The following is a 24,539-nucleotide window of genomic DNA, read 5'->3' as shown; positions in this document are numbered from 1 at the left end:
ATATAATATTCAAAGTTATAGTTATTAAATTCTCATTTTGTTAATATGTGCCTAGATCAGGTTTGGTCTGGTTGTAAGATCTGTAAGCCGATTTCCACGAGTCTGACATCACTTCCTTACCACTCCTTTTTCCCTCCTTGAATTCTGCAAGAAGTTTATCCTTCATGAATGGGAAAGAGTACAAGTAGAGTCCACAATATTGACATAGTATTTCACGTTGTTTCATTGTGGCTTTTGCGGTGACACCAGAGATCTTTTTGATACCAATGTCCCACCCGAATATACGGTCGGCGCTTGCGCCTGGACCGCAGGGATAGTAACCATAACGAGACATGCCTAATCCACAATTTTCAGTAATCCAACATCCACGAGCATAATCTGGTTTATTCTTCTGAAAGTGTTTCAGGTCATTGGGAGCAATGTTGTAGCAAAAGTGATAATCATGCACAATATTACGCTTTTGGGTATTGCGAATGATAATCTCATCAGGAATCTTATCCAGAGTGTCCTTAACCATTTTTTTAAATCCGTTTGTAAAAAGACAGATTTTTGTCGTTGGAGAGTAGGAATGCTTATAGTCTAACAAAATTTGACATATCTCTATCAGATCTGGGTGGAGGGTAGGTTCACCGCCTAAAAGGTTAACCCATTTCCATTTCTTTTTCAGAGCTACAGTTTCGGAAATGAATGTTCTAACCTGTTCCACCGACATGCCTTCCAGAGAAGGAGCCTGACGACACGATCGATTGCAATCAATACAGAGGAGATTGCAGGCAGTTGTAACCTCAATCTCAATGGAATTGCGATTGGTACAATAGGGGCGTTTGAATAGAGTGTTCCAGGACGCCCACTTAATGATCTTCACCAAAAACTTGATTCGCTCTTTGCCTAGGGGGTATTTCATAAGCAACACCTGGTTTTGCGACTTAATGGTCTGCAGGATTACAATAGCACATCTTTAGCAAGTCATATAATACCGAAAAAACTATCCACTGGCTGGAGCATGCCAAATATTTTTTATGCGACTATAGCTTATTTATAATTCATAAACAAGAAATCTAAAATTCAAATCTCAATTCAACCATAAACGATCTTCCCTGCTGAGGATGATTTGAAGGAACTGAGCCTGAAGGGTCGTCATAATCCTTGTCAAAAAGATTTTGCACTGAACCCCTGACCTCAAAATTGTCCATGAAATTTTTTCCAATGAGCGCGCAATTCACAAGGGCATATGAAGGCATATCTTTTCTGGTACTACTAATTTCTCGCGGTCTTCTACCACTAACGAAGCTGTGCAGATTGGCATTAACATATTTCGTAACTCCAATATTAACACCAAAATTTGCTTTATGCTGAGGAATAAGAAGCACTCTATCTCTATCCCTTGTATCCTCCGCGTCTTGATAGGTATAATTGGCATAGGCATAATTATCACCACCAAAGCCTGCTCTCACTTCCACCTCAGAACCCATTATCCTGGTCCCGGAGCTGTTTTGATACTTTAAAGCTGCCCCTGTCCCAGGCTCAGGCACCAATACGATTAAATCTCTGGTCCGGTTAAAAAAAAAGTTCATGCTACCACTGATGTGTTTCGTAAAATTATAACCCACCTGGAATTCGTATGTATTTATCTTCTCAGGGTCGAGATTACTGTTTCCCAGAATCAGAGGATTGTTTTGAAGAAACATTTCCCTGAAATTAGGAGCCCTGAATGCAGTAGCAAAAAGGAGTTTCATATAAGCGTCATCCATAAACCGCCATACAAGACCAACTCTTGGATTAGTTGTGCCTTCAAACCGAGTAAAATGGTCATACCTCACACCAACTGTCAGGTCAATATTATCCGTAATATTCCACTCATCCTGCGCGTACAGAGACCATATTTGTCTTGTAGCCTTATCTCTTATAAAAGGAGCATTTCTGGAAAAGTCACGGACTGGAGAAATGGGAAAAAAATTATTTGTGACATCAACATTAAATGCGGCGGATCTTGCATTATGTTGATGCAGCCATTCATATTGGAAACCGAACGTTAATCTATTGCCGTCAAATAGATCATAATCAAACTGATCTTCAAATCCAAGGGTATTTAACGTCAATGCTGTAAGCCCAGATATACCATTAGGATATGGTATGAAAAAACCAGGAACCGGTGTTGCAGCCTGGAAACCCTGCGGACGTGATTCATGAAAATAATCAAAATCATACCGGTCATAATATACCTTTGGTGTCATGTTTAGTTTATCAGTAAGAGATAAGTTCTTGTAAATAAGTTCTGCAAACCAGTAAGTATCTTTGAGATCACTTTCATCAGTAAGTGAACCACTTATTCCTATATAACCTTCTCTCCTCCTCTTCATGTATTTTGCCTTGATCTCCAGGTTTTTGTATGACAGTTTCAGATTCAGGTCTGTTTTTTCTCTCTCATTTTGAGATCTTCCCGGGCTCATAGAAAGGGATGGTGGAGAAAAATTATCTTGTTCAACCTTTCTGCTGAAACCTTCTGTGTCAATCCAGTCAAAGAATCCTGAAATCTTTATATCATCATACTCCTTCGCGAATAGCATATTATAATTCTGTGTATCAAAACTTCCTCCACTGCCTGTCCATTGAAAACCATCAATATCTTCTGTATCCTTGGTCACGATATTAATAACTCCAAAAAACGCGTTCTTTCCAAACAAGGCGGAACCAGGCCCTCGAACAACCTCTATTCTCTTAATATTTTCTACTATCATGTCATAAAAATTATTCATTGCCCCGCCCCAGTACGGATCATTAACAGGATGCCCGTCTATAAGCACTCTCACCCGTTCCGAGTTACGAAAAGTACCGCCTCTTACAGCAATATTTCTCGTCCCATTCTCATCCATAGAAACATCATATCCAGGCACTATTTTCAGAATATCCGCCAATGTCCGGAATCCCATCTGTTTTATTTGCCTCGCAGTTATCACGGTAGCAACACTTGGGGCCTTATCGATTGACGTCTCATGCCTTGTCGCAATGGTTATGATGGATTCTGCCTGGAGCCACCTGATCTCTTCCCGAATCGCTTCTTCTGATTTTTTTGCAGGTATAGAAACCTCGTCAGAGAACGCTATGGTTAAGTTTAAGATGTAGATGGTAAACAGTACAAAAGTAGTGGTTTTGTTGAACATAATTTAGAACACCTGGAATTTTATTGGTTTTCTATGAAGAAAGTTATAAATCTATACCTATAATTTCACTAACTTTATTAGCAATATCATAAGGGTCGAAGGGTTTTGTCATAAAACCGTCACTGCCAGCATCCTTACCCCTCTGCTTATTAACCTCCTGACCATCTGCAGATAGCATCAGGACGTAAACATCTTTGAGCCCAAGTTCATTTTTAATGGTATTACAAACACTGAACCCATCTATTCCCGGCATCATCACATCAAGGATAACAAGTTCCGGCTCCTCTCTATTAATCACATCAATAGCAACACTTCCATTTTCCGCAACAAGCAACTCAACCCCTTTATCCTCAAATTCCTCAAGGGACTCTTTCAGAAGCATCCTCAAATTTTCTTCATCATCTACTATCAATATTTTTCTTGACATTTTGTCCTTGTATCACCAAATAGGTCCAGCATTAATTTACTATATTTTAATCAAAAATCAAACTAATTCTAACGAATTCCTAATGCTATATTCTATACTCTAAACACATGGAAGAGTAAATTTGAAGGTACTTCCTTTGCCTTCCTCACTTTCTACCCATATCCTACCACCATGATGTTCTACAATCTCCTCGCAAATTGCAAGCCCAAGCCCCGTCCCTTTTGGCTGGTCTTTAACTTTATTCCTAACTTGACCAAATTTTTCAAATATTCTCTCCTGATCAGCTTTAGCAATACCTATTCCTCTATCTATTATACTAATCATTACCTCGTTATTCATCTTTCTTACTCTACATATTATAGGCCCTTCTTTTGTGAACTTTACTGCGTTGGAAATTAGATTAATCACAACTTGCTTCAGCTTATCATTATCACCTACAACCTCAGGTAGTCCGCTTTCAATTTCTTCAACTATTTCAAGTTGATACATTTCTACGAAACTATTTGTAACTTCCAATGCAGAGCGGATTATCTTATCAACTGAGAGGGTTTCCATATGCCAATCGACTTTTCCCGCCTCCATTTTTGATATATCAAGTATATCATTAATAAGGTTTGTCAGCCGATCACCCTCTAACTTTATAATATTTACGTTCTTTTTTATCTGGTTTACTGCTTTATCAGCCTTTATATCATCAGTATTTATAAGAGGAAAAATTACATTTTCAAGTTTCGTGTTTATTATCCTTACAAAACCTAAAACCAAAGTAAGCGGTGTTCTTATTTCATGAGACACCGTAGACAGGAAATCTGTTCTTACTTTATCCTGCTCTTGAAGTTTTGTATTTGCTTCTCTTAACTCAATTGTTCTTTCTTCTACTTTTTGCTCCAGTGTCCTGCTGTAATCCTCTAATTTCTTGTACGACCATTCCAGCCTTTTTGACATCTCAACAAATGCACCGGCAAGAACCCCTACCTCATCCTCTGATTTAACCAGAATTTTCTCCGAAAAGCTGAAGTTCTCACTGGATAATTCACGAACTGATTTCGTCAAACTTATGAGTGGCTTTGACAGCCTGCTTGATATTATAAACACTATTATCCCACCCACTAAAATAAAAATGGCTGACGTCATGATAGTCCAAACAACAATTCTTCTAGACTCTTTCAACAATTTTTTTTTCATATTTACTATCTCTTGATTAAGGGATTCCAGCGAAAAACCCAGTCTGAGCACTCCCCATGGATTTGTACCTGCATAAATCTGCACTACAAACTCTAAGAACGTATTCCCGTCCTTCTTATATTCGTTAATAGTTGCTTGTTTCTGACTGGCCGCGAAATAAGCCGCCTCATCCACAAGTTCTTCCTGCTGGAGTTCCCGTTTTGAGGTATGAATATAAGCCTTACGGGAAAAATCCATTAATATGGCATAACTAAGCTCTTTATCTTCGCTAACCGCTTTAGTTATTATTTCTGTTACATTAGAAAGATTGAAGGACGCAATACCATTCTCAGTATGACGAGCCAGACTATCAGAAAGCATTTTTCCCCTTTCAATAAGCTTTTCTCTCATCAGGGTAGTAAGAGTATCCAACTCTCTGGACAAAGTCCTTTTTTCAGTTGAAAGATGGATGTAACTCAGCATCAAAAGCAGGCCAATAATGAGACCTATCATAGTTGAAATGAGTTTCAAACGAATACTTTTTTTTATACGATATTTATCTTTCATATATTTATTAACGGAAAAACATGAAGTTATCTAACAATTTCATTTACCGAATCTAAAGCGTCTATATTTAAGTTTAATCCGTACTCTTCTACCTTTTTCATATTTAAAATAATATAAGAACCGGCTGGATTTTGTACCTTTTCTTCAATTTTCCTACCTTCTATTATACTGGAAACCATTCCAGCAGATTGTCTGATCGTAGTAGTAATATCAGCAGACATAATTAGAGTAGCGCCCAGATCGGCAAAGGCTTTTTCATAAGTGTAAATTGGCTTCCCAGCAGCCTGGCATTGTATAAATAGTTTATTTACTGATTCTATATCGCTAATTACAATTGGATCAGGAATTAACCAGAGCGCATCTACTTTCGGTAATAATTTATTCAAAGCCGAATTAATTTTTTCAGGTTTGCTGATAGATTTACCAATAATACTTATCCCTACATCTTTTGCACTCTCAACGGCATCATCAAACCATTCCTTATTATATGTGTCGCTATACAATATCCCTATTTTGCTTAGATCTTGAAAGAAGTAACGGTACATCATCAACTGTATACCTTGAAGAAGTTCATTTGAAACACCGTAAGTTGACTTATTTATGGGATGGCGACGCCAGTTAATCACCAGAGAAAAAACTATATTCTTTTCTCCTGCAAGTTTGTAAGCCATCTGATAGGCCTTCGATCCGATACAATAGATTACATCAGGGTTTATTTCAAAGATCGTTTTCTTTATTTTTTTTTCATCTATCCACTTACTACCCAGGTCAATTTCACCTTTCAGATTAGTTATTTTTGATTTTAGTTCTGATTGTGCCAGAGAGTATTTGTAGATAGACATGTCAGAGTTAAGGATTATAATGCCCTTACCTTCCCTGGCATGCAGAGTATTTGACACGAAAAATGGCAAGAATGTATAAATAAAAAGCATTAGCAATACGGAACAATATATCCCCCTTTTACAAAGAATATTTGTTCTCAATCCGTTTGCTATTTTTTTGAAAGATCCGTTCATCATTCTCCCAGATATTTCCTTTCTAATTTTCCCAATCTTTTCCACCCGTCCATTCCAAGCATTCTTAATTTCTTTTTACCATCCAGTACCGCTTCCATCTTTTCAATAATTGTTAACAACAACTCAATATTTTCATCAGATTGTTCCGGAACCGCTACTATTGGAAGTAATATTTCCTTGCTTCTTGCCAACGTTCTCAGAAAGTCACATTGTTTGGGATTAATTGCCGCCAGCTTAGCCAGGCTGCTCTCCGTCGTTAGTGCAGAGTCAGCCATTCCATAACCAACAGCCATCAAAGCATCAATATCCTTAGGTACGGTTAATATCTCTATTGAATCAATGATATCTCTTTTTTCTTCTCCCAGCATTTGGATAAGAATATTTTTTGTGTAATCCTCATTGCTTGAAGAAGCAACAGTCTTACCCTTCAATAAATCAATATTTATAATATTATTGTTTGAAGTTAAGATTTTTTCATGAGTTGACTTCCCCTTTGAAATGCCAACAAGCCTGGCTTGTATATCTATGGGAAATTTTCTTTTTAGTTGACAAAAGTGCCAACTGGACATGAGAAAGACACCATCATCTCTTCCTGCTATAAATTTTTCAAAAGATTTACTATCACTGAATGGTTGAAACTGAAAAGAGCCATAGCTTGATAGATATTTGTCAAACTCGACCTTGAGAGATGCAAAATTATTGATATTAGTTTCCGGATTGTAGAAGTAGATTGTACACGGACTGTTGGCAAATATTGAAGTAGATATCAACAATATGACGCAAGACAGCAAGCAGACAGCGATACGTTGTAGATATTTATTAAAACTTTTCATCATTTCGTGTTTGCTGGGCTTTAGATATCATATACAGTCTAAAACTCATATCGTAGCTCAATAATAAATGACCTACCCTGTTGGGGATAATCGGTAGGAACTGTATTTTTTGGTGCAGGATCATCATAACTTTTGTCAAAAAGATTAAATACTGATCCCCTTACTTCAACATTGTTTACAATATTTTTTCCAATAAGCGTTAAATTTACCAGCGCTTGCCCGGGAATATCCCGTCTGGTATCTCCATCTTCTCTCGGTCGTGGCCCACTGATAAATGTATTCATGTTAGCATTGATATATTTCCTGAATCCAATATTTATACCAATATTACCACTATGTACCGGCACATCCGGTAAACGGTTCCTGTTCCTCGTCTCTTCTGCATCCTGAAAGGTGTAATTGGCAAAGATATAATTGTCTTTTCCAAAATCTGCTTTCAGCTCCGCTTCTATCCCTTGTATCCTGGCACCTCCACTGTTTTGAAATTGCCTGGGATTACCCGTGTCCACGATAATCTTGTCTCTTATTCGATTAAAAAAGTAATTTATGCTGGCCCTTAAATAACTGTTAACATTGTAACCCACTCCAACCTCAAAGGTGTTAATCTTCTCAGGGTCAAGATCAGGGTTACCAACTTTGACACTATTATTCATAAGAAACAACTCCTGAAAGCTGGGAGCCTTAAATGCAGTGGCAAACAACAGCTTCAAGTGCGCGTCCTCAATAAACCTCCATATCAACCCCACCCTTGGATTAGTCGTGCCTCCAAACCTCGTAAACTGATCATGTCTCACTCCAACAGTCAAATCAATATCTTTTGTAATGTTCCACTCATCCTGAAGATAAAGCGCCCATATCTGCCTTGTTGCTCTTCTTGTAAAAGGAAGGTCAGCGCTGAAATCAGTAACTAATGGAAGCGGCGCAAATGTTGCAGGATTAAAATTTGCCCCGTAATGTATATCACCCTGGTGAATCCATTCGTACTGGAAACCAAATGTCAGTTCATTCCCTTCAAACGCTTTATAGTTAACCTGATTATCAAAACCAATAGTCCTCTGCTTGAACCGCAACCTCCCTTTCATACCATCAGGATGGAGACGACCAACTCTGTCTACAAACCCGTCAGGCCTCTGTTCAAAAAAAGGATCATAGTTGTACTGGTCATAATACACTTTGGGGGCTATATGCAACCTCTCCCCAAGTGATAACTTATAAGTAAGCTCAGAAAATATATAGGTGTCCCTCAGGACAGATTCATCATTGAGAGCATTATTGACACCGATATAGTCCTTTCTCCTTTTCTTCATATACTTAACCCTGGCTTCCAGGTTTTTGTATGACAATTTCAGGTTAAGGTCTGTCTTTTCCTTCCTGTTCTGTGATTGTCCGGGACTTTTTGAGAATGAATTCGGGAAGAGAATATCCTGTTCGATCTTCTTGCTGAAACCTTGAGTATCGAAATAATCAAGAAATCCTGAAACCTTCAGATCACCGTATTCCCTGCCGAACAGTAAGTTATAATTTTGAGTACTGAAAGACCCACCGCTTGTGGTTACCTGAAAACCGTCTATATCTTCAGTGTCTTTTGTAACAATGTTGACAACGGCAAGGAAGGCGTTTTGTCCATACAGGGCTGAACCGGGTCCCCTGATGACCTCTATCTTTTTTATGTTTTCAACCGGAAGGTCATTGAAATTCCACATAGCTCCACCCCTCCAGACGTCATTGATAGAGTGTCCATCTATTAAGACATTAATCTTTTGTGAAGCATCGTCCAGAACCCCTCTTACGGCAATCTCGCTTTCGCCCGTTTCGTCCATAGAGATAGAGAAACCGGGTACTATTTTCAAAACATCTATCAACGTCCTGGACCCCATCTGTTTTATCTGCCTGGAGGTTATTACCGTCGCTATACCTGGAGCTTTACTGATGAATGTTTTATGTTTTGTCGCAATGGTAATTACGGCCTCTGCCTGGAGCCATTTTATCTCTTCCAGGATTTTATTTGTCTTATTTGGCAGGATTGAGATTGTCTGAATCTCATCTTGTACCTCTTCCGGTGAAACCTCTTCAGAAAAAGCCAGAGATATATTGAGGAAACTGTTAGTAAATATGGAAACAACAAAAAATATCTTTTGCATGAATGTTTTATATAGGAATCAAATTACACTATCAGCGGTTACACTAACAGGGGCTTGATATCGTTTTCTTATAAACAATCAGTTAAGTCGCAATCGCGACAAAAGATTATCCTTTGGCTCCCGATCTGATACGAGCGGGCACTCAGGATGACGTCACACTGAGCGAAGCGAAGTGTTATAAAATTGAAATTCCTATACACCCAGTTAATAACAAAAAAACATTTTTTGCAGAAGAATCTGAATCAGGAAAATAATGTTTACTAACCTATCTTGGCTTTGATCTCCTGAAGCAGTTTCTCTTTTGAAACAGTTTTGTCTAGAAATGTAAGGTTTGGATCCACATCCTTTAAGTTCTTATAGCCTCGTCTGGACTGGCCGCTGATGACAATAATTGGAATATTTTCACATTCAGGCATACTCTTTAAATATAAGAGGACTGTATCACCAGTCATCATATCCATCAGTAAATCAAGAATAAACAAATCAGGTTTCTCCTCATCCAATTTTGACAACGCTTCATCTCCATCATAGGCATGAAGGAGTCTATAATCAGTATCTTCCAGCATTTCAGCATATAGGTCATGAAATACCTGGTCATCATCTATTATCATTATAGTTTGAGCCATTTTTTGTATCCCTTTCCTTCAATAAAATGTAAGCCTGCATTAGGTGACTGGATCTTTAGTCTGTAAATTTAAAGCAAAAAACCTTGCCGCATAGAATCGGCATAAACTATCTTCTGCGTCAAGGTCTCCTTAAACTACTCCTTAATGGTTGTCCACGTTCATGTCCTCATCCACATATCCTATTATTTTTTTCTCTTCGAACATATAAGCAAAAAAAGCCCTGGTTGTCCTAATCCAAACATTACCAAGGCCCTTATTTGTAAGAATATGTTTGAGCACTGAACCGTTTTTTTAGTAGATACCATATACACAGCTACCCCCCCCCAATAATATTTATGGATAAGAATTTACTTCATGCCTACAAGTATCAGGAAATAATCACGGCTAAACACAGTATTATTAACGTGTTTATATCAAATATTAAAACATTGTACAACAGGAAAAAACTGAATTTTGAATATAAGCATTTCAGGTGGCTACACCAACCCTGATAGGCTTATAACACGATTATCACTTACTAATAGATATTTTGGGAAGTCATCCAGATAAAACCACCTGAACATCCATCTTAAGGAAACCCTGATCAAAATTTATCAACAGTTTTTTTAGTTATTACAATAGTAACAAAGTAGAAAACAGCATTGTTTCTTTGTTTACACATTGAGGAGGTAATCCTTAATCAGGATTTAACAACTTCTTTAATTGAACCTGCCTGTTTACTGTTGTATCACAGGCAGGAAATCGTGAAATGATAATATTTTTGTATTGTCCGGATAATAGAAGAGATTACTGGTGCTTGTTTTTACTGAAATTATTTAATTTCATTTGGTACTATCCGGATTGTCATCATATATGTCCGCAATTCCGTCACCGTCTTTATCTCGCAAAAAGTCTATGTCATTGTCATCGGTTAAAATTTTTTCACCAAACGGGTTAGATATTTTAGAGTGGCTTCTGAAAAAACCAGGTGATTCCTGATAGCCTGTCTCAACATCTGTTACCGTGATCTCTCCGTTTATGATGAAACTGAAAATATCGGAACGGTTTCCGGGTTTGATTGTTGCGTCAGGTTTTTCAACGGTAAATTTAGTTTTACTACCTGCACCAAAGTATCCACCATATGTCCAGACAACTTGCTGCTCTTTACCACGTATTGTAACTTTTGAGTCCCACAGGTTTGGTCCCGTAACATTGTTCCTGAATCTATGATCGGCAGCCGTTGCGTCTCTGGAAATGAATTTTACCGTTACCGAAGCAATGTGCTCGGTATGATACTTTGGATCAGGCTCGTTCTGGTCGTCATTGGTTATTTGAAAACAGTATCTGTTGAACCCCGGTACATACGTCGCGTTAACATCTGCTCGGATAGAGTCTGCAGAAGCGCTCTTGACTCCAACAAGAACACAGATACAAATCGTACCGAGAAGTAATATTTTGTAAAAAGCGGCTTTATTCATGAGATATCCCCTTTCCCTAATTACTAAAAGAATAATTATTTAAATACTTTGGCAAATTCCTGTCTTGCCTGTCTTGCAGTCTTCATAAAACATATATTTCGACAAAGAAAGAAAGTATCATGAATTGCGAAGAAAATCAAGGATAGGTAATAAAAAGATTGCAAACTAAACCTTGACATTCTGTCAAAAATATATACCATTAACATTCTAGTCAGTTTTTCGTTTTGTACACATATCAGTTAATCAACAAAATGGTGCCGATCTTTGGATGCCAGAATCAATTAATCTTAAATCCAAAAAAAAAGAATAACTATTTGACATTTACAAGCTTATGGGAAAAAAGATAACAATAGCAATATCAATAGCACTTTTAACATTTTTTTTGATCGTACCCTTCATTAGTTACAGTTCTTATAAACGTGCTATCAAAGATAATTATTTCAACCACCTCATCACTACCAGAGATCTTCTGAAGCTTCAGATATGGAATTATTTTAACGAAAGATATGGTGATATAGACGTCCTCTCAAGGAATCCGGTTATAGCCAAAGGCTTTACCAGGCTATCCGGTGCTTTTCACGCTTATGGCCTTGCTAACCAGCAATTTCAAAAAATAAAAAGTATCTACCAGCCACTAATGGAATATTATGTATCTGCATATGGCTATGCCAATATATTTTTTATTGATAAAGAAGGAAGTGTGATTTATTCGGCACTTAGGGAGGATTTCAGCGGAACAGATCTGTTTGTCGGAGAGTTTAAAGAACACAGAATTGCTAATATGTTTAAGATAGCTTTGGAAGATGTAGGCTTTGCGGACTATTACTGGAATGATAAGATTAATGACTATACTGCCTATTTTGGCGCTCCTATATTTGAAGCTGAAAGTTTATTGGGTGTTATAGTTATCGAGATCCCGTTTGCCCATCTGGACACTATTTTGACACAAAGAGCCGGCCTTGGACAGACTGGTGAGATGTATCTTGTAGGTGACGATGGCTTTATGCGTTCTAATTCAAGATTTTCAGTAACACCGACAATACTTCAAAAAGAGGTGAATACAGAAGCAACCAGAGAGGCATTTGAGGGGTATGTTGGCAAGAAAATTATTAAAGATTATCGAGGAGTACCGGTATTAAGTGCATACACGCCGCTTAATCTTAATTTTATTAACTGGGCGTTACTGGTTGAAATTGATGAAGCAGAAGCGTTTGCCACCATCCACAGCGTTGAAAACAAACTTACAATACTCGCATCAATCATCTGTGCAATAATCGGTGGATATATATATTTTACATACAGAGCGCATAAAAAAGAAGAAGAACAGGATGATTTAAACGCTGAAGAAGATGAGCAAGAAGAACAATCCGTGTTTTAACCACTGTAATCAACTTGACAAAACAGCCCTTACCCGGATGACGCTATTTTATCAAAATTATCATTATGGCCATAATTCGTGAAGTAAAAGCAGCAAAATTATTAATGGGGAAGCTCGCTCATGGAGCAGATCTATTAGAAGAAATTACAAAAATATGTGTTGATCATGATATTTATCTGGGACGTGTTGAAGCGCTGGGAGCTGTCAAGAAAGCCAGGCTGGGATATTACAACCAGCATGTTCAAGAGTATCATTTCTATGACCTTAACCAAACGCTTGAGATTACTACTTTAACAGGAAATATCTCGATTAAGGATGGGGTACCTGTTGTTCATGCCCATATAACTCTCTCGGACAAGGACGGCCATGCTTATGGCGGTCATCTTGCTCCTGGAACTATAATATTTGCCTGTGAAGTTGTAATACAGGTTTTAAACGGACCAATGTTCGAAAGAGGATTAGACCAAGAAACAGGATTACCCTTATGGAAAATGAATGAATAAAATTACTGGTATTATTATTTTGCCTTATATTCTTCTATGATTTTCTCTAAATGCCGGGCATATTCCCTGGCCCCCCCCTGCAAGTATCCGGTCTTGGCAACAGGCTCGCCATCCGGACTGAGAATAATTATAGTCGGAAACCCTTTTATTCCGTATTTATCTGCCAAATCCTGATTTTGCTGCTTTAATCCCTTTGTCTGTTCTTTTGCACGTGGGAAATCAACTAAAACACACACGAAGTTCTTTTCAGCAAAATCCTTGAATGCGTCCTGGGAAAATACCTCTTGTTCCAATCTTTTACACCAACCACACCAATCAGAGCCACTGAAGTCAAGCAGCATGTACTTGTCGGAGGCTTTGGCATCTAACGACGCTTTTTCAAAATCAGTCTTCCAGTTTGACGCTTCTGTTATTGAGCAGAACAGAATTGCTACCACAATTAATAGACTCGTGATAAAGAATTTTTTCATAATGTTCTTTCCTTCCTGTTCCATTTTTACTTTATATAAAATGTTATGGCAAGGTTTAAAATATTTTATTTATCTATCGCTTTTCTATAGACATCTTCAGTCCAGCACAATCTGAAATGTGAGCATTTTTTACAATCTTCAAGCAAACCCCTTCTTCCCATAATTACCTTTCCGGAAAGAGATTTTTCCTCATCCTCACGTTTCAAAAGTAAACATAAAGGTTCATCAGTCAAACAACCATGTTGATTATAACAGTTAATACAGATATTTTTACGCTTTTTTTTACCTGTCATAAGATCACAATTACATTATATAGGAATTTCTCTTTTGTCTTACCTTATTCATTCACGTTTGTCAATAACTATGAACGCAAAAAGGCTTGTACCTTGATAACAAGTACAAGCCTTTTAATATTTGACCCCAAGGGGATTTGAACCCCTGTTGCCGGGATGAAAACCCGGTGTCCTAGGCCAGGCTAGACGATGGGGCCTGAATTTACTATGTTTGAAATGTGAGGGCAGAAGGACTCGAACCTTCGACAATCGCCTTAAAAGGGCGGTGCTCTACCAACTGAGCTATGCCCCCCCTGTGAATTTATATTGTTAAAATTTCATCTGTTTTTTGCTTTAAAAGCTCATTTATTTTAGCTTCGTTTTCGTGCGTAAACTTCTGTATCTGATCCTTTGCCTTTTTTGCTTCATCCTCAGTTAATACTGAATCCTTTTCCTCTTTATCAATGTGTTTATTTGCATCACGCCTTATATTTCTGACAGAAATTTTGGTTGTTTCAGTCATATCCTTTATTTGAGTCACAATCTTTTCTCTCCGATCTCCACTTAAAGGAGGTATGGGAACCCTGATAATCTTTCCATCAGTATTTGTTGTTAATCCGAGGTCGGATTGTGAAATAGCTTTATCAATGTCCTTTATAATTGAAGGATCATAAGGACTGATGACTATCAATTGCGGTTCCGGCGCTGAAATATTTGCAACTTGTTTAATTGGAGTTAACGAACCGTAACAACTAACTTTAACATTTTCAACAAGACCTGGTGTCGCCCTGCCTGTTCTGATACTCTTAAACTCTTCTTTTAACAGTTCAAGAGATCTCTCCATCTTTCTCTTAGTTTCATTTTGTATTTCTGCTGACGTCATTGTGATTTCCTACGTAAGTACCTATTTTATGACCGATTATAGCCTTACTGATATTGTTCTTCTTCCTAAAGCTGAACACGACTATTGGGAGTTTATTTTCCATACTTAGAGATATAGCAGTTGAATCCATCACATCTAACTTATTGCTCAGCGCATCCATATATTCTAATTTTTCATATTTCCTTGCTTTCGGATTTGAAACAGGGTCATCAGTATATACTCCGTCGACTTTAGTTCCTTTAAGAAAAACATCTGCACCAATTTCTATTGCCCTCAAGGCAGCCGCTGTATCAGTTGTAAAAAAAGGGCTGCCTGTTCCACCGGCAAGAATAACAACAAAACCATTTTCAAGGAAGTTCCGGCATTTATGTATGGTATAAGACTCAACGATACCCTGTATCTCAACAGCACTTAATACTTTTGCCGGTATTTTAAGTTTTTCAAGTGAGTCCTGCAGGACAATTGCATTAATGCTGGTTGCGATCATTCCTAACTGATCAGCACGCGTGCGTTCGACACCTGACTGGCTCAATGCTGAACCTCTTAATATATTCCCTCCACCTACAACTACGGCAATTTCAACTCCAGCATCCCTTGCATTGTTAATTTCTTCTGCAATTAGATCGTACTTTGGAATATCTATTACTGATGAGCTCTCAGAGCAAAACCCCTCACCACTAATTTTTAAAAGAACACGTTTATGCTTTTTTATCGCAATAATTCTATTCTCCAATCGCAAATCTTGCAAAACGACTAATCTTAACGTTTTCACCAAGCTTTGTAATTGCACTTTTCAACAAATCTTCTATTGTCCGATCGTTATCTTTTACAAAAGGCTGATCAATCAGGCAAACTTCTTTAAAAAAACTTTCCATCTTGCCATCAATTATTTTATCTCTTACATTGTCAGGTTTATCTTTAAACTCTTCGCTGTATGTCTTTCTTTCTTTATCAATTACATCCTGAGGAACAGTTTCCCTGCTTACCGCCATCGGGTCAGTTGCCGCAATATGCATACAAAGATCTTTCAGCAAATCTGCGAAAACGTCATTCTTGGCAACAAAATCGGTTTCACAATTTACCTCAATCAAAACTCCTAATTTACCGTTAGTGTGTATGTACGAACCGATACGGCCCTCTGGAGTTCCGCGTGATCCCTTCTTCATGGCTTTGGCCAAACCTTTTTTTTTCAGGATTTCACCTGCTTTTTCAAAATCTCCATTTGCTTCTTCAAGTGCATTTTTACAGTCAAGAAAACCTGCACTCGTTCTATCTCTTAATTCTCTTACGCTTGACGCATCAATAGCCATTGTACCGTAACTCCATATATTTACCTTAAGTTTTTATTGATAATAACGATCATGTCGAGGAAGGTTTCAACTGTTACAAGATGTTATTTAGGCGGATGGTACTTTTTAAGTAGTTTCTTGTAATACCTTGCTGTTTTCTTCTGTCTTTGCTGAAGGTTGTCCCTCTAAAATTGCATCTGCTGTTTTGTTTAGGAATAGCCTGATAGCCCTGATCGCATCATCGTTTCCCGGCACACATACATCTACGAGATCAGGATCACAGTCTGTGTCCGTCAGACAAATTGTTGGTATCCCCATCTTTATAGCTTCTTTCATTGCTATGTGTTCTTTCTTTGGGTCTACAATAACCAACACAGATGGCAACTTATTCATATTCTTTATACCTTCAAGGTTTTTAGTGATTTTTTTCCTCTCACGAGTGAGCGAAGATATTATTTTTTTACTATAGTTATGAATTGAACCATTTTCTTCCAGCTCTTCAAGCTCTTCTAATCTTTTCAACCGTTTACGAATTGTCTCAAAATTTGTTAACGTACCACCAAGCCATCTTTCGCAAACATAATGCATATTTGAACGTTGAGCTTCGGCGACAATAGCATCCTTTGCCTGCCATTTTGTGCCTACAAAGAGCACCTCTTTTTTACTACTGGAAATCTTTGTCAGAAACTTATAAGCGGTAATCAAGCCCCTGACCGTTTCCTTCAGGTTTATTATATGGATCAGATTACGCTTTCCAAAAATAAAAGACTTCATCTTGGGATTCCATCGACTGGTTCTATGTCCAAAATGAAAGCCGGCATCTACTAATTCTTGAAGATTTACTATTGGCAAATTCAACTCCTTATATAAAAATACTGTCTCGTCTCGAAAGCGTTGTATTATATCAAATAAAAGAATATGTACAAGTATAATTATTAAATAAAATACTGCTATAAATAGCTTCTCAGCAAAGGGTCAATGCTATTTCTTTTATTTCATTGCCTGAACTGCTTTTTAAGAGAAAACAAGAAACATTCATACCGATTTTTCTGATAAATTAATATTTGCTAATTTTAAATTTTTGTTAATCTCTTCTCTTATTACCGCAGCTGTTTTTATGGCATTTATTCCTTCTTCACCTGAAACTACCGGCTGTTTACCATTTTTTATACAGTCAATAAATGATTCCAGTTCCTTTTTCAATGGTTCCTGGTTGTTCATTATTATTCGTTCTATTTTTAACATATCGCCAAATGAAAAGTTTTTAAGATCTGTGATGCTAGAAACCCCTTTTCTTTCAGGGTCAATAGATTTCAGAGTTAACTTTGGAGATTTTTTGTAAATAAGAGCTTCTTGTTTTTGATAATCAAGCGATATGTACGAATTTTCAGAGAAAAGACGAATCCTTCTCATCGGCTCGAAAGAGACCCTGCTTGCCGTGATGTTTGCGACACAACCATTTTCAAACTGGATGCGAGCATTAGCAATATCTTCCTTATCAGCTATAACATTTACACCAACAGCATCAATTTTTTTTATTTTAGACTTTGAAAGATATAAAATAATATCAATATCGTGAATCATTAAATCCAAAACTACGCCTATATCGGCGGAACGAAACGTAAATGGACTCAACCTGTGGCATTCTATAAATTTTATGGAAACATCAAGTTCTTTTATTGCCTCCAGTGCAGGATTAAATCTCTCGATATATCCAGGTTGTAATATTATTGAGTTCTGTTTGCTCAGCCTTATCAGGTCTTCTGCCTCAGACACAGTGCCTGTCATGGGCTTTTCTACTAATACATGAATACCGTTATTAAGTAATTCTTTGGTTATTTTGTAATGAGACCTGGTAGGCACAACAACGCTTGCTATATCAATTTTCGTTAAGATATCTTTAAATGAACTGTAGTAAGTAGTCTTACAACGCCGTGCTACCGCTTCCCCAGTATCTTTATTAGTATCTACAACACCTATGAGGTCAACTTCCGGTATCTCGGAGTAAATACGCGCATGTTCCTTACCGAGATGACCTGTCCCTATTACTGCAACCTTCAATTTTTCCAAAGCTTTTTATCTCTTATGATATATTTGTTAAAGTTGATCGCAAAGACTCCCTGTATCTGCCAAACCTGCCTTTATCTGTGTTTCTAAAGAATTCTATGAGGACTTTTATTTCCGGTATCAAATCTTCCTGGTTCTCTAACTCCGCGAGTATCTGGTTTCTGTTCAATGTTTCTGATCGAAACAACTGTTTGAATGCCTCCTTTATGGCATTAATATCACCTTGTGAAAACCCAGATCTTTCCAAACCTATTACATTAACCTTACGAACCTTGGCAGGATTGCCCTCTACTATCATGTATGGGGGTACATCTTGAACAATCCTTGAGAGCCCACCTACATAGGAATGTTGACCAATAGTAACGAAAGGCTGTACGCCTGCCAGTCCCATCAACTTCGCATGCCTTTCTACCTTTATATGCCCCCCTAAAAGCACTCCGTTGGCAAGAAGCACATTGTCATCAATAATACAATCGTGTGCTATGTGAGAACATGACATGAAAAGATTATTATCACCTATTAGCGTCTCTCCACCACCTAATTCTGTCCCGGTGTTAATTGTAACACTTTCTCTGATAACGTTACCACTTCCAATAATGAGCTTTGACTGTTCACCATAATATTTTAAATCCTGTGGTTCTGCTCCTATTACTGAATTGGGAAATATTACGTTGTTTTTTGCTATGGTTGTATTACCGGTAACTGTAACATTGTTATGAATAACGCTTCCTTCATCAATTTTCACATTTTGATCAATTACCGAAAAAGGACCAATTTCAACATTCTCACCTATTACGGCCTTCGGATGAATGATAGCAGTTGAATGTATTTTCATTTGTAATATACGCACTTATTTTGTTCTAATAAAATTAACAACAAAATAGTTCGTTTGAAAAATTTTTATTATTTATTAAGTTTTTGCAAGCTGCTTAAAATGCTGAAAAATAACAATCCACACATTTAGCTCATTTACGAGCTTCCCTGTTAGCACTTTCAAAAATTTTTTCCGCCAGACAAGTATTCAAATAATGCCCGGACTTAGTTGCAACTATTCGAGCAGATAATGTCAGATTAGTCAAATAAAGATCGCCTATAATATCCAAAACCTTATGCCTTACGCATTCATTTGGAAATCGCAACTCAGCAGGGGCCTTAGACAAGGGTTTCGTTATTGTACCGTTTTCCTGTAATATAAGGCTATTTTCATCAGTAACACCCCTTCCCCATCCCCGTTTTATATATTCTTCAACAACTGTACATAGACCAAAAGTTCTTGCAGGGGCTATTTGAGTGCTGAAAGTACTTTCTGTCATTTCGATTTCAAAGCACTGCCTGTTTAAGAATAATCCATTGAAATCAAGAATATAGGAAAGTGACAGACCTTTGTCATATGGCAAAGCTACCACACTCGCGTCACCATCGCTTACTTTTAATTCCTCTTGTAAAAAGAATGTATTCTTTGGTTCCGTAAGTGTCTTTATCCCTGTACCTTTCAGCAGCTGGAGGAACAGAAGAGAACTACCATCTCCTGCCGGCAGCTCATTACTATTGACTTCTATCTCTATATTGTCAATACCGAGACCAGCTAAGGCAGCCATTACATGTTCAACACTTTTTACCCCCACTCCATTCTTTTCTAATGTTACCAGCCGTTTTGCATCATGAAGAGATTCAATATTTGCCGGTATTATTGGACGACCCTCTACATCAATACGAATAAAATTTATTCCCGTGTTTGCCGGAGAAGGTTTAAAGCGAAGCTTGACTTCTTCTCCGGTAAACAGCCCTATTCCGGAATACTCCACCACCCGTGAGATTGTTCTTTGAAGTTTATGCAAGCCTTATTTATTCTCCTTTTCTCTGGAATATGAGGTATTTAAATTCTCAATTATTTTTAACGTAATATCAACTGAATCCGAGTGGTATAATACCGTCCTTATTCCTATTTTAAATTGGAGATCAGAAATTTGCTCACTCTTCAAATCTGGCTCTTCTTTTTTTATAATAAGATCAAAATGCTTTTGCTCCCCAATTTCTTCAACTTTCTGAATTACTTCTTCGTAAATACTCTCAAAAAAATCTTTATATTTTTTTAGTAGTTGCCTCTCCGCGAATTTCGCGTAACCTTCAAGTTCCACATTTTTTCTTTCTAATATGTTTTCGTTCTTACTTCTGCCTTCACTACCCAGATCCAGTAGTTGAGTCTCTTCATCTAAGTCTATAATCTCTTTCCTTTTTTTATTTATTTCATCTTGAAATCCTTTCTCCTGTCCTTTGAGCTCAGAATCCAGATCTATTCTCTTTTTATATTTTTCAAATACTCTGCTTATGTCTACTACGCCAATCTTAATATTTCCAGCTTCAGCATTTTCAAGATTTATATTTGTGTAAACAAAGTTCCCCAACAAAGCAATCGTCAAGCACAAAATTGGCATTCTGAAGAATGATAAATTCATAATATAAAATTCCTTTCCTAATATATTAAAAGAAAGACAATAGAAGGTTTTCTAGCGCCCTCCTCCAAAGTTAAATGTTACGGCTTGTTCATCATCAGAGTCTTTTCTTATGAATGGGAAACCAAAGTCAACAGCAACAACCGAATTTCCCATAAAAGGAACCTTTGCTCTGAAACCGAAGCCTATTGTAGCACGAATGTTGTTAATGTTTAAGTCGTTTAGATCGGTATCTGCTTTTCCCGCATCAACAAAAAACGCACCTCTGACCATGTCGCCGTAAACAGGAAGAGTATATTCTGCTGACGCAAGGAGCAACACCTTACCACCGACTTGCTCACTTGAAGTCACATCTACCGGCCCCACCCCCCTGAAAGCAAAGCCTCGTATTGAATTAGCACCTCCAGCAAAGAAACGCTCAAAGATCGGAACGCCTTGGTCTGAAGTTGCCTCGATAACACCCAGGGTTCCACCATACGAGAGAACATGCTTTCCCCTCCAGTCGGAAAAATTAAAGACAGTTGTATGTTTTTTCCCTTGTACTGAAAACTTTATTATGTCAACATCAAGACCTGAAAACACCAGTGACGAAGTTATTTTATAGCCCTTTGTAGGAAACATCCTGCTGTCCCTTCTGTCTAACATCGCACTTAGCTCCAAACTTAATTTTTTATTGCTTCCTTCTATATCTTTTACGACAAGAGGCGCGTTGCTGTCAATGTTTTGTACTCCAATTACCTCAAAGTTTGGAGTGACACCCAGCCTCAACCCTCTGAGCACAGTCTTGCCAACGCTTACCTTAGCGCCTTTTCTTTCTTCATCATAATCCTCCCTGGCGCGCCGGAAAATATTTGTACTGAGCCCGAGGCTGTAACCAGAATCAAAAACAGCAGGATTACTGTACGAAAACATCCCTTCTGTTCTTTGAAGCCCAGGACTGAATCTCAAAGTTATTGTGTGACCACCACCTCGAAATGCGTTGCCTGACATAAAGTCTCGCAAGTCTTTAGGAAAATCGAAAATATCAAAATTTTTATCTGTATACGAAACGTCCCCAAAGAGCCCGGCATTAGCGCCAAACCCTCCACCAAACCTCATCATTCCAGTCCGACCCTCTTTCACATCAACTATTACATTTTTTGTATTATACTCAGTTCCGGGCACATAAGAAATCTCTGAAGCCTTTCCACTTTGGTTGTCAAAGTAACCTGTACCGGCCAGCCTCTGTTCACTTCCCTTAATTTTTTGAGTATCAAGCCTCTCTCCAGGGAAAAAGCTTAAATTCCTGCGGATGACATTGTCTTTTGTTTTATCGTTACCGGATACAATAACTTTTTCTATGAAAAATCTCTCATTCTCAATAATATCAAATGTTATATCAATTTTTGGTTCAACTTGTTTGTAAGAATAGTTCGCTCTCACGTCTGCATTCAGGTGACCTTGTCTTCCATAAGCCATCCGTATACCCTTAGAATCTTTCTGGAGAAGCTCCGGCAGGAATGCGCTTCCTTTCTTAAGTTGCAGCATACCCATTATCTCTTCACTGGTAAAAAGTTTATTTCCTTTTATATTTACTGTATCGACATGATACCTGTCACCCTCATCTATTACCACATAAAGAAACATCTTTGTTTTATCAGGACTGTATCGTTCTTTCCATTTTATATCTGTATCTAACCACCCTCCACTTCCGTAAAATGCCTTTATATTATCAATATCGCCTTCAAATTCAGCCTTATCAAATTTACCTGGAAACACCAGACTGGGAAACTTCCTTTTCTTCGTATCCATGATTTTAGTCAGTCTTTTAGAAGAGAATGTCTTATTTCCTTCAAAGACTATTTCCTTAATATAGACTTTTGAACCTTCTCGGATTTTGTATGTTATATCCACGTAACCATTTGATTTTTTCTCCTCGCTCTTGATAACTATGTGCGAAAAACCCATCTTCTGGTACATCTCACGAATTTTGTCTTCATCCAATTTTATTAGATAACGCTTTAAATAGTCTCCTTCTCTAACCTGTATGGCTTCTCTCAGTTTTTTTGTCTTTACCTGACCGTTACCAGCAAAAAAGATATTCTTTATGACGGGACGTTCCAGCACGAGAAATATCACCTTAACCCCATCTTCATATGACTCTACTTCCACTTCTATGTTATCAAAAAATCCCAACAGCCAGATAGCATCAACGTCTTGACTTATTGCTTTTGGGTCATATATGTCTCCATGATTGGTTTTTATAGCAGCTTTTATTGTTGAACTGCTTATTCTGTCATTACCCTTGAATTCTATTTTCTTGACGACAGCCGAAACCGCTTCACTTCCCTGGGCATTAAGTGGCTTATTACTATCTAATGAGAGGAAAAAAACGAAAACAATAGCAAATGTTATAATATATTTTTGTAACATAGACCTATAATGTATCAAATGAATCCATTGAAGAATCACTTATGTAATCTTCAAATCTTAGTATATTACGAAGAAAAGTAAGTTTAATTTTACCAGTAGGACCATTTCTCTGTTTTGCAATGTCAACATCTACTACATTCTTATTTTCTGTCTCCGGGTTGTAATAATCTTCTCTGTGTAACAGCATAATCACATCAGCATCCTGTTCTATAGATCCAGATTCTCGCAAGTCAGACATTCTTGGTGTATGCCCTTCACGTGTTTCTACGGAGCGATTTAACTGAGAAACAGCAACAACCGGTATATTTAATTCCCTGGCCAACGCTTTCAATCCTCTAGAAATACCAGAGATTTCCTGTTGCCGGTTTTCTGCCTTTCTACCTTCCATTAGCTGCAAGTAGTCAATGATAACCAACTGAATATCATATTGCAACTTAAAGCGCCTTGCTTTTGCACGTATTTCGAGGAGGCCAAGCCCCGGAGTGTCATCAATAAATATTGCCGATTCTGATAAATCACCCATTGCTATAGGAAGCCTTGACCAGTCATCGTCACTTAACCTTCCTGTGCGAATTAAGTGTGCATCAATCTTCGCAGCAGAGCATAGCATGTTTTGTGATATCTGCTGAGCAGACATTTCCATCGAAAAAATCAACATTGGCTGTTTCTCTTTTGGGTTTTTCAGACTTGCGCCAACATGTTCCGCAATATTCAACACAAAACTTGTTTTACCCATACTGGGCCTTGCTGCAATAATTATCAACTCTCCTCTTTGCAGCCCGCAGGTTTTTTCATCCAAGTCGGTAAAACCGGTTTGGATGCCGGTTAATTTGCTGTCACCTTCATGTAAACTTTCTATGTACTCCCAAGTACATTGGAGTATATCATGCATACTGGTTGTTGGCTTTGCAAATTTGCGTTGTGTTATGTTGAATATTTCCTTTTCAGCTATATCCAACAGTTCGTCGGATTCCAGAGAGTCGTTGTATGCCTCATGTTGTATTTTTGCCGTAGCTGAAATCAAATCTCTTTTTACCGTCTTTTCTCGTACAATTTTCGCGTAATATTCAACATTTGAGGCAATTGGAACTGATTCTTCCAGTTCCATTAAATACTCAGCACCGCCTACCTTTTCTAATAACGATAGCCTGTTTAGTTCATCTTTCAAAATGACGAGATCAACCGCATTGTTCTTGTCGTAAATATTTACAATTGTATCGAAAATATGTTGATGTGCAGTTTTGTAGAAGTCGTTTTTACTTAAACTCTCTGTTACAAGGCTAATCGCTTCATTATCTATTAACAGAGAGCCTAAAACACTTATTTCCGCTTCTATGTTGAATGGTTGTGTTTTTTCTTGTATTAGCCCTGTTGTCATTGTTATTAGCCTTTATCTGTTAGCTGTTTTTAAGAAGGGTAA

The 24,539-nt window shown here is 37.7% G+C and carries 23 protein-coding genes and 2 tRNA genes; 2 read left to right on the top strand and 23 right to left on the bottom strand.

What is annotated here, in order from left to right:
• Positions 1–40: 40 nt before the first annotated feature.
• The 9 genes from SCALIN_RS16705 to SCALIN_RS16665 form a co-directional block, all read right to left on the bottom strand.
• Positions 41–904, bottom strand: coding sequence for a radical SAM protein (locus tag SCALIN_RS16705; protein ID WP_096895583.1), 864 nt, complete (start codon positions 902–904; stop codon positions 41–43).
• 154 nt (positions 905–1,058) lie between these two features.
• Complete coding sequence (locus SCALIN_RS16700) at positions 1,059–3,161, bottom strand: TonB-dependent receptor plug domain-containing protein (RefSeq protein WP_096895582.1); 2,103 nt, start codon at positions 3,159–3,161, stop codon at positions 1,059–1,061.
• A gap of 43 nt (positions 3,162–3,204) precedes the next feature.
• The gene (locus SCALIN_RS16695) at positions 3,205–3,588 is read right to left on the bottom strand and encodes a response regulator (RefSeq protein ID WP_096895581.1); all 384 of its coding nucleotides are present in this window, start codon (positions 3,586–3,588) and stop codon (positions 3,205–3,207) included.
• Between the two features lie 99 nt (positions 3,589–3,687).
• Positions 3,688–5,319, bottom strand: coding sequence for a sensor histidine kinase (locus SCALIN_RS16690; protein ID WP_096895580.1), 1,632 nt, complete (start codon positions 5,317–5,319; stop codon positions 3,688–3,690).
• Between the two features lie 26 nt (positions 5,320–5,345).
• Positions 5,346–6,338: an ABC transporter substrate-binding protein gene (locus SCALIN_RS16685; RefSeq protein WP_096895579.1), complete on the bottom strand. Its 993-nt coding sequence runs from the start codon at positions 6,336–6,338 to the stop codon at positions 5,346–5,348.
• Positions 6,335–7,171 carry a PhnD/SsuA/transferrin family substrate-binding protein gene (locus SCALIN_RS16680; RefSeq protein ID WP_133111992.1) on the bottom strand — a complete coding sequence of 279 codons (837 nt, stop codon included), beginning with the start codon at positions 7,169–7,171 and terminating at the stop codon, positions 6,335–6,337. Before SCALIN_RS16680 ends, SCALIN_RS16685 begins: the two co-directional genes overlap by 4 nt.
• Positions 7,172–7,206: 35 nt before the next feature.
• Positions 7,207–9,309: a TonB-dependent receptor plug domain-containing protein gene (locus tag SCALIN_RS16675; RefSeq protein WP_096895577.1), complete on the bottom strand. Its 2,103-nt coding sequence runs from the start codon at positions 9,307–9,309 to the stop codon at positions 7,207–7,209.
• A gap of 260 nt (positions 9,310–9,569) precedes the next feature.
• Positions 9,570–9,935, bottom strand: coding sequence for a response regulator (locus tag SCALIN_RS16670; protein WP_096895576.1), 366 nt, complete (start codon positions 9,933–9,935; stop codon positions 9,570–9,572).
• A gap of 821 nt (positions 9,936–10,756) precedes the next feature.
• Complete coding sequence (locus SCALIN_RS16665) at positions 10,757–11,392, bottom strand: hypothetical protein (protein WP_096895575.1); 636 nt, start codon at positions 11,390–11,392, stop codon at positions 10,757–10,759.
• Between the two features lie 331 nt (positions 11,393–11,723).
• Between SCALIN_RS16665 and SCALIN_RS16660 the strand changes: the two genes are divergently transcribed.
• Positions 11,724–12,770, top strand: coding sequence for a cache domain-containing protein (locus SCALIN_RS16660; protein WP_096895574.1), 1,047 nt, complete (start codon positions 11,724–11,726; stop codon positions 12,768–12,770).
• A 65-nt stretch (positions 12,771–12,835) separates the two neighbouring features.
• Positions 12,836–13,273 carry a PPC domain-containing DNA-binding protein gene (locus SCALIN_RS16655; protein ID WP_203415532.1) on the top strand — a complete coding sequence of 146 codons (438 nt, stop codon included), beginning with the start codon at positions 12,836–12,838 and terminating at the stop codon, positions 13,271–13,273.
• A gap of 14 nt (positions 13,274–13,287) precedes the next feature.
• On the opposite strand, the gene SCALIN_RS16650 is transcribed toward SCALIN_RS16655, so the two are convergent.
• The 14 genes from SCALIN_RS16650 to dnaB form a co-directional block, all read right to left on the bottom strand.
• Positions 13,288–13,743, bottom strand: a complete 456-nt coding sequence (locus SCALIN_RS16650) for a thioredoxin family protein (RefSeq protein ID WP_162532375.1) — start codon at positions 13,741–13,743, stop codon at positions 13,288–13,290.
• Positions 13,744–13,808: 65 nt separating this feature from the next.
• Positions 13,809–14,036 (bottom strand): hypothetical protein, encoded by a 228-nt coding sequence (locus SCALIN_RS16645; RefSeq protein WP_096895571.1) that lies wholly within the window; start codon positions 14,034–14,036, stop codon positions 13,809–13,811.
• A 122-nt stretch (positions 14,037–14,158) separates the two neighbouring features.
• Positions 14,159–14,233, bottom strand: a tRNA-Glu gene (locus SCALIN_RS16640).
• 22 nt (positions 14,234–14,255) lie between these two features.
• Positions 14,256–14,328 (bottom strand) — tRNA-Lys (locus SCALIN_RS16635).
• 9 nt (positions 14,329–14,337) lie between these two features.
• Positions 14,338–14,898: a ribosome recycling factor gene (gene frr, locus SCALIN_RS16630; RefSeq protein ID WP_096895570.1), complete on the bottom strand. Its 561-nt coding sequence runs from the start codon at positions 14,896–14,898 to the stop codon at positions 14,338–14,340.
• A complete protein-coding gene (pyrH, locus tag SCALIN_RS16625; RefSeq protein ID WP_230406638.1) occupies positions 14,873–15,631 on the bottom strand; it encodes a UMP kinase in 759 nt (252 codons plus the stop codon). Before pyrH ends, frr begins: the two co-directional genes overlap by 26 nt.
• Positions 15,621–16,208, bottom strand: coding sequence for a translation elongation factor Ts (gene tsf / locus SCALIN_RS16620; RefSeq protein ID WP_096895569.1), 588 nt, complete (start codon positions 16,206–16,208; stop codon positions 15,621–15,623). Before tsf ends, pyrH begins: the two co-directional genes overlap by 11 nt.
• Before the next feature lie 105 nt (positions 16,209–16,313).
• A complete protein-coding gene (gene rpsB / locus SCALIN_RS16615) occupies positions 16,314–17,039 on the bottom strand; it encodes a 30S ribosomal protein S2 (RefSeq protein WP_096895568.1) in 726 nt (241 codons plus the stop codon).
• Positions 17,040–17,222: 183 nt separating this feature from the next.
• The gene (locus tag SCALIN_RS16610; protein ID WP_096895567.1) at positions 17,223–18,257 is read right to left on the bottom strand and encodes a Gfo/Idh/MocA family protein; all 1,035 of its coding nucleotides are present in this window, start codon (positions 18,255–18,257) and stop codon (positions 17,223–17,225) included.
• A 13-nt stretch (positions 18,258–18,270) separates the two neighbouring features.
• Complete coding sequence (gene lpxA, locus SCALIN_RS16605; RefSeq protein WP_096895566.1) at positions 18,271–19,089, bottom strand: acyl-ACP--UDP-N-acetylglucosamine O-acyltransferase; 819 nt, start codon at positions 19,087–19,089, stop codon at positions 18,271–18,273.
• 130 nt (positions 19,090–19,219) lie between these two features.
• Positions 19,220–20,092 carry a UDP-3-O-acyl-N-acetylglucosamine deacetylase gene (gene lpxC / locus SCALIN_RS16600; RefSeq protein WP_096895565.1) on the bottom strand — a complete coding sequence of 291 codons (873 nt, stop codon included), beginning with the start codon at positions 20,090–20,092 and terminating at the stop codon, positions 19,220–19,222.
• 3 nt (positions 20,093–20,095) lie between these two features.
• Positions 20,096–20,710: an OmpH/Skp family outer membrane protein gene (locus tag SCALIN_RS16595; RefSeq protein ID WP_096895564.1), complete on the bottom strand. Its 615-nt coding sequence runs from the start codon at positions 20,708–20,710 to the stop codon at positions 20,096–20,098.
• Between the two features lie 51 nt (positions 20,711–20,761).
• Positions 20,762–23,119, bottom strand: coding sequence for an outer membrane protein assembly factor BamA (gene bamA / locus SCALIN_RS16590; RefSeq protein ID WP_133111990.1), 2,358 nt, complete (start codon positions 23,117–23,119; stop codon positions 20,762–20,764).
• A 4-nt stretch (positions 23,120–23,123) separates the two neighbouring features.
• Complete coding sequence (dnaB, locus tag SCALIN_RS16585; RefSeq protein WP_096895562.1) at positions 23,124–24,497, bottom strand: replicative DNA helicase; 1,374 nt, start codon at positions 24,495–24,497, stop codon at positions 23,124–23,126.
• Positions 24,498–24,539 lie beyond the last annotated feature (42 nt).

The organism is Candidatus Scalindua japonica (assembly GCF_002443295.1).
GTDB classification, from domain to species: Bacteria; Planctomycetota; Brocadiia; order Brocadiales; family Scalinduaceae; genus Scalindua; species Scalindua japonica.
The sequence above is the reverse complement of the archived record's forward strand: the minus strand, read 5'-3'. Positions and strand labels throughout refer to the sequence as shown.

What these genes read in the sequence shown, in the direction of transcription:
- SCALIN_RS16695 (WP_096895581.1), bottom strand. Translation starts at nt 3,588, where the DNA reads ATGTCAAGAAAAATATTGATAGTAGATGATGAAGAAAATTTGAGGATG.
- SCALIN_RS16675 (WP_096895577.1), bottom strand. Translation starts at nt 9,309, where the DNA reads ATGCAAAAGATATTTTTTGTTGTTTCCATATTTACTAACAGTTTCCTC.
- SCALIN_RS16670 (WP_096895576.1), bottom strand. Translation starts at nt 9,935, where the DNA reads ATGGCTCAAACTATAATGATAATAGATGATGACCAGGTATTTCATGAC.
- SCALIN_RS16665 (WP_096895575.1), bottom strand. Translation starts at nt 11,392, where the DNA reads ATGAATAAAGCCGCTTTTTACAAAATATTACTTCTCGGTACGATTTGT.
- lpxA (WP_096895566.1), bottom strand. Translation starts at nt 19,089, where the DNA reads ATGAAAATACATTCAACTGCTATCATTCATCCGAAGGCCGTAATAGGT.
- dnaB (WP_096895562.1), bottom strand. Translation starts at nt 24,497, where the DNA reads ATGACAACAGGGCTAATACAAGAAAAAACACAACCATTCAACATAGAA.
- SCALIN_RS16650 (WP_162532375.1), bottom strand. Translation starts at nt 13,743, where the DNA reads ATGAAAAAATTCTTTATCACGAGTCTATTAATTGTGGTAGCAATTCTG.
- SCALIN_RS16685 (WP_096895579.1), bottom strand. Translation starts at nt 6,338, where the DNA reads ATGATGAACGGATCTTTCAAAAAAATAGCAAACGGATTGAGAACAAAT.
- bamA (WP_133111990.1), bottom strand. Translation starts at nt 23,119, where the DNA reads ATGTTACAAAAATATATTATAACATTTGCTATTGTTTTCGTTTTTTTC.
- SCALIN_RS16655 (WP_203415532.1), top strand. Translation starts at nt 12,836, where the DNA reads ATGGCCATAATTCGTGAAGTAAAAGCAGCAAAATTATTAATGGGGAAG.
- SCALIN_RS16700 (WP_096895582.1), bottom strand. Translation starts at nt 3,161, where the DNA reads ATGTTCAACAAAACCACTACTTTTGTACTGTTTACCATCTACATCTTA.
- SCALIN_RS16595 (WP_096895564.1), bottom strand. Translation starts at nt 20,710, where the DNA reads ATGAATTTATCATTCTTCAGAATGCCAATTTTGTGCTTGACGATTGCT.
- SCALIN_RS16645 (WP_096895571.1), bottom strand. Translation starts at nt 14,036, where the DNA reads ATGACAGGTAAAAAAAAGCGTAAAAATATCTGTATTAACTGTTATAAT.
- SCALIN_RS16660 (WP_096895574.1), top strand. Translation starts at nt 11,724, where the DNA reads ATGGGAAAAAAGATAACAATAGCAATATCAATAGCACTTTTAACATTT.
- frr (WP_096895570.1), bottom strand. Translation starts at nt 14,898, where the DNA reads ATGACGTCAGCAGAAATACAAAATGAAACTAAGAGAAAGATGGAGAGA.
- tsf (WP_096895569.1), bottom strand. Translation starts at nt 16,208, where the DNA reads ATGGCTATTGATGCGTCAAGCGTAAGAGAATTAAGAGATAGAACGAGT.
- SCALIN_RS16690 (WP_096895580.1), bottom strand. Translation starts at nt 5,319, where the DNA reads ATGAAAGATAAATATCGTATAAAAAAAAGTATTCGTTTGAAACTCATT.
- SCALIN_RS16705 (WP_096895583.1), bottom strand. Translation starts at nt 904, where the DNA reads ATGAAATACCCCCTAGGCAAAGAGCGAATCAAGTTTTTGGTGAAGATC.
- SCALIN_RS16680 (WP_133111992.1), bottom strand. Translation starts at nt 7,171, where the DNA reads ATGATGAAAAGTTTTAATAAATATCTACAACGTATCGCTGTCTGCTTG.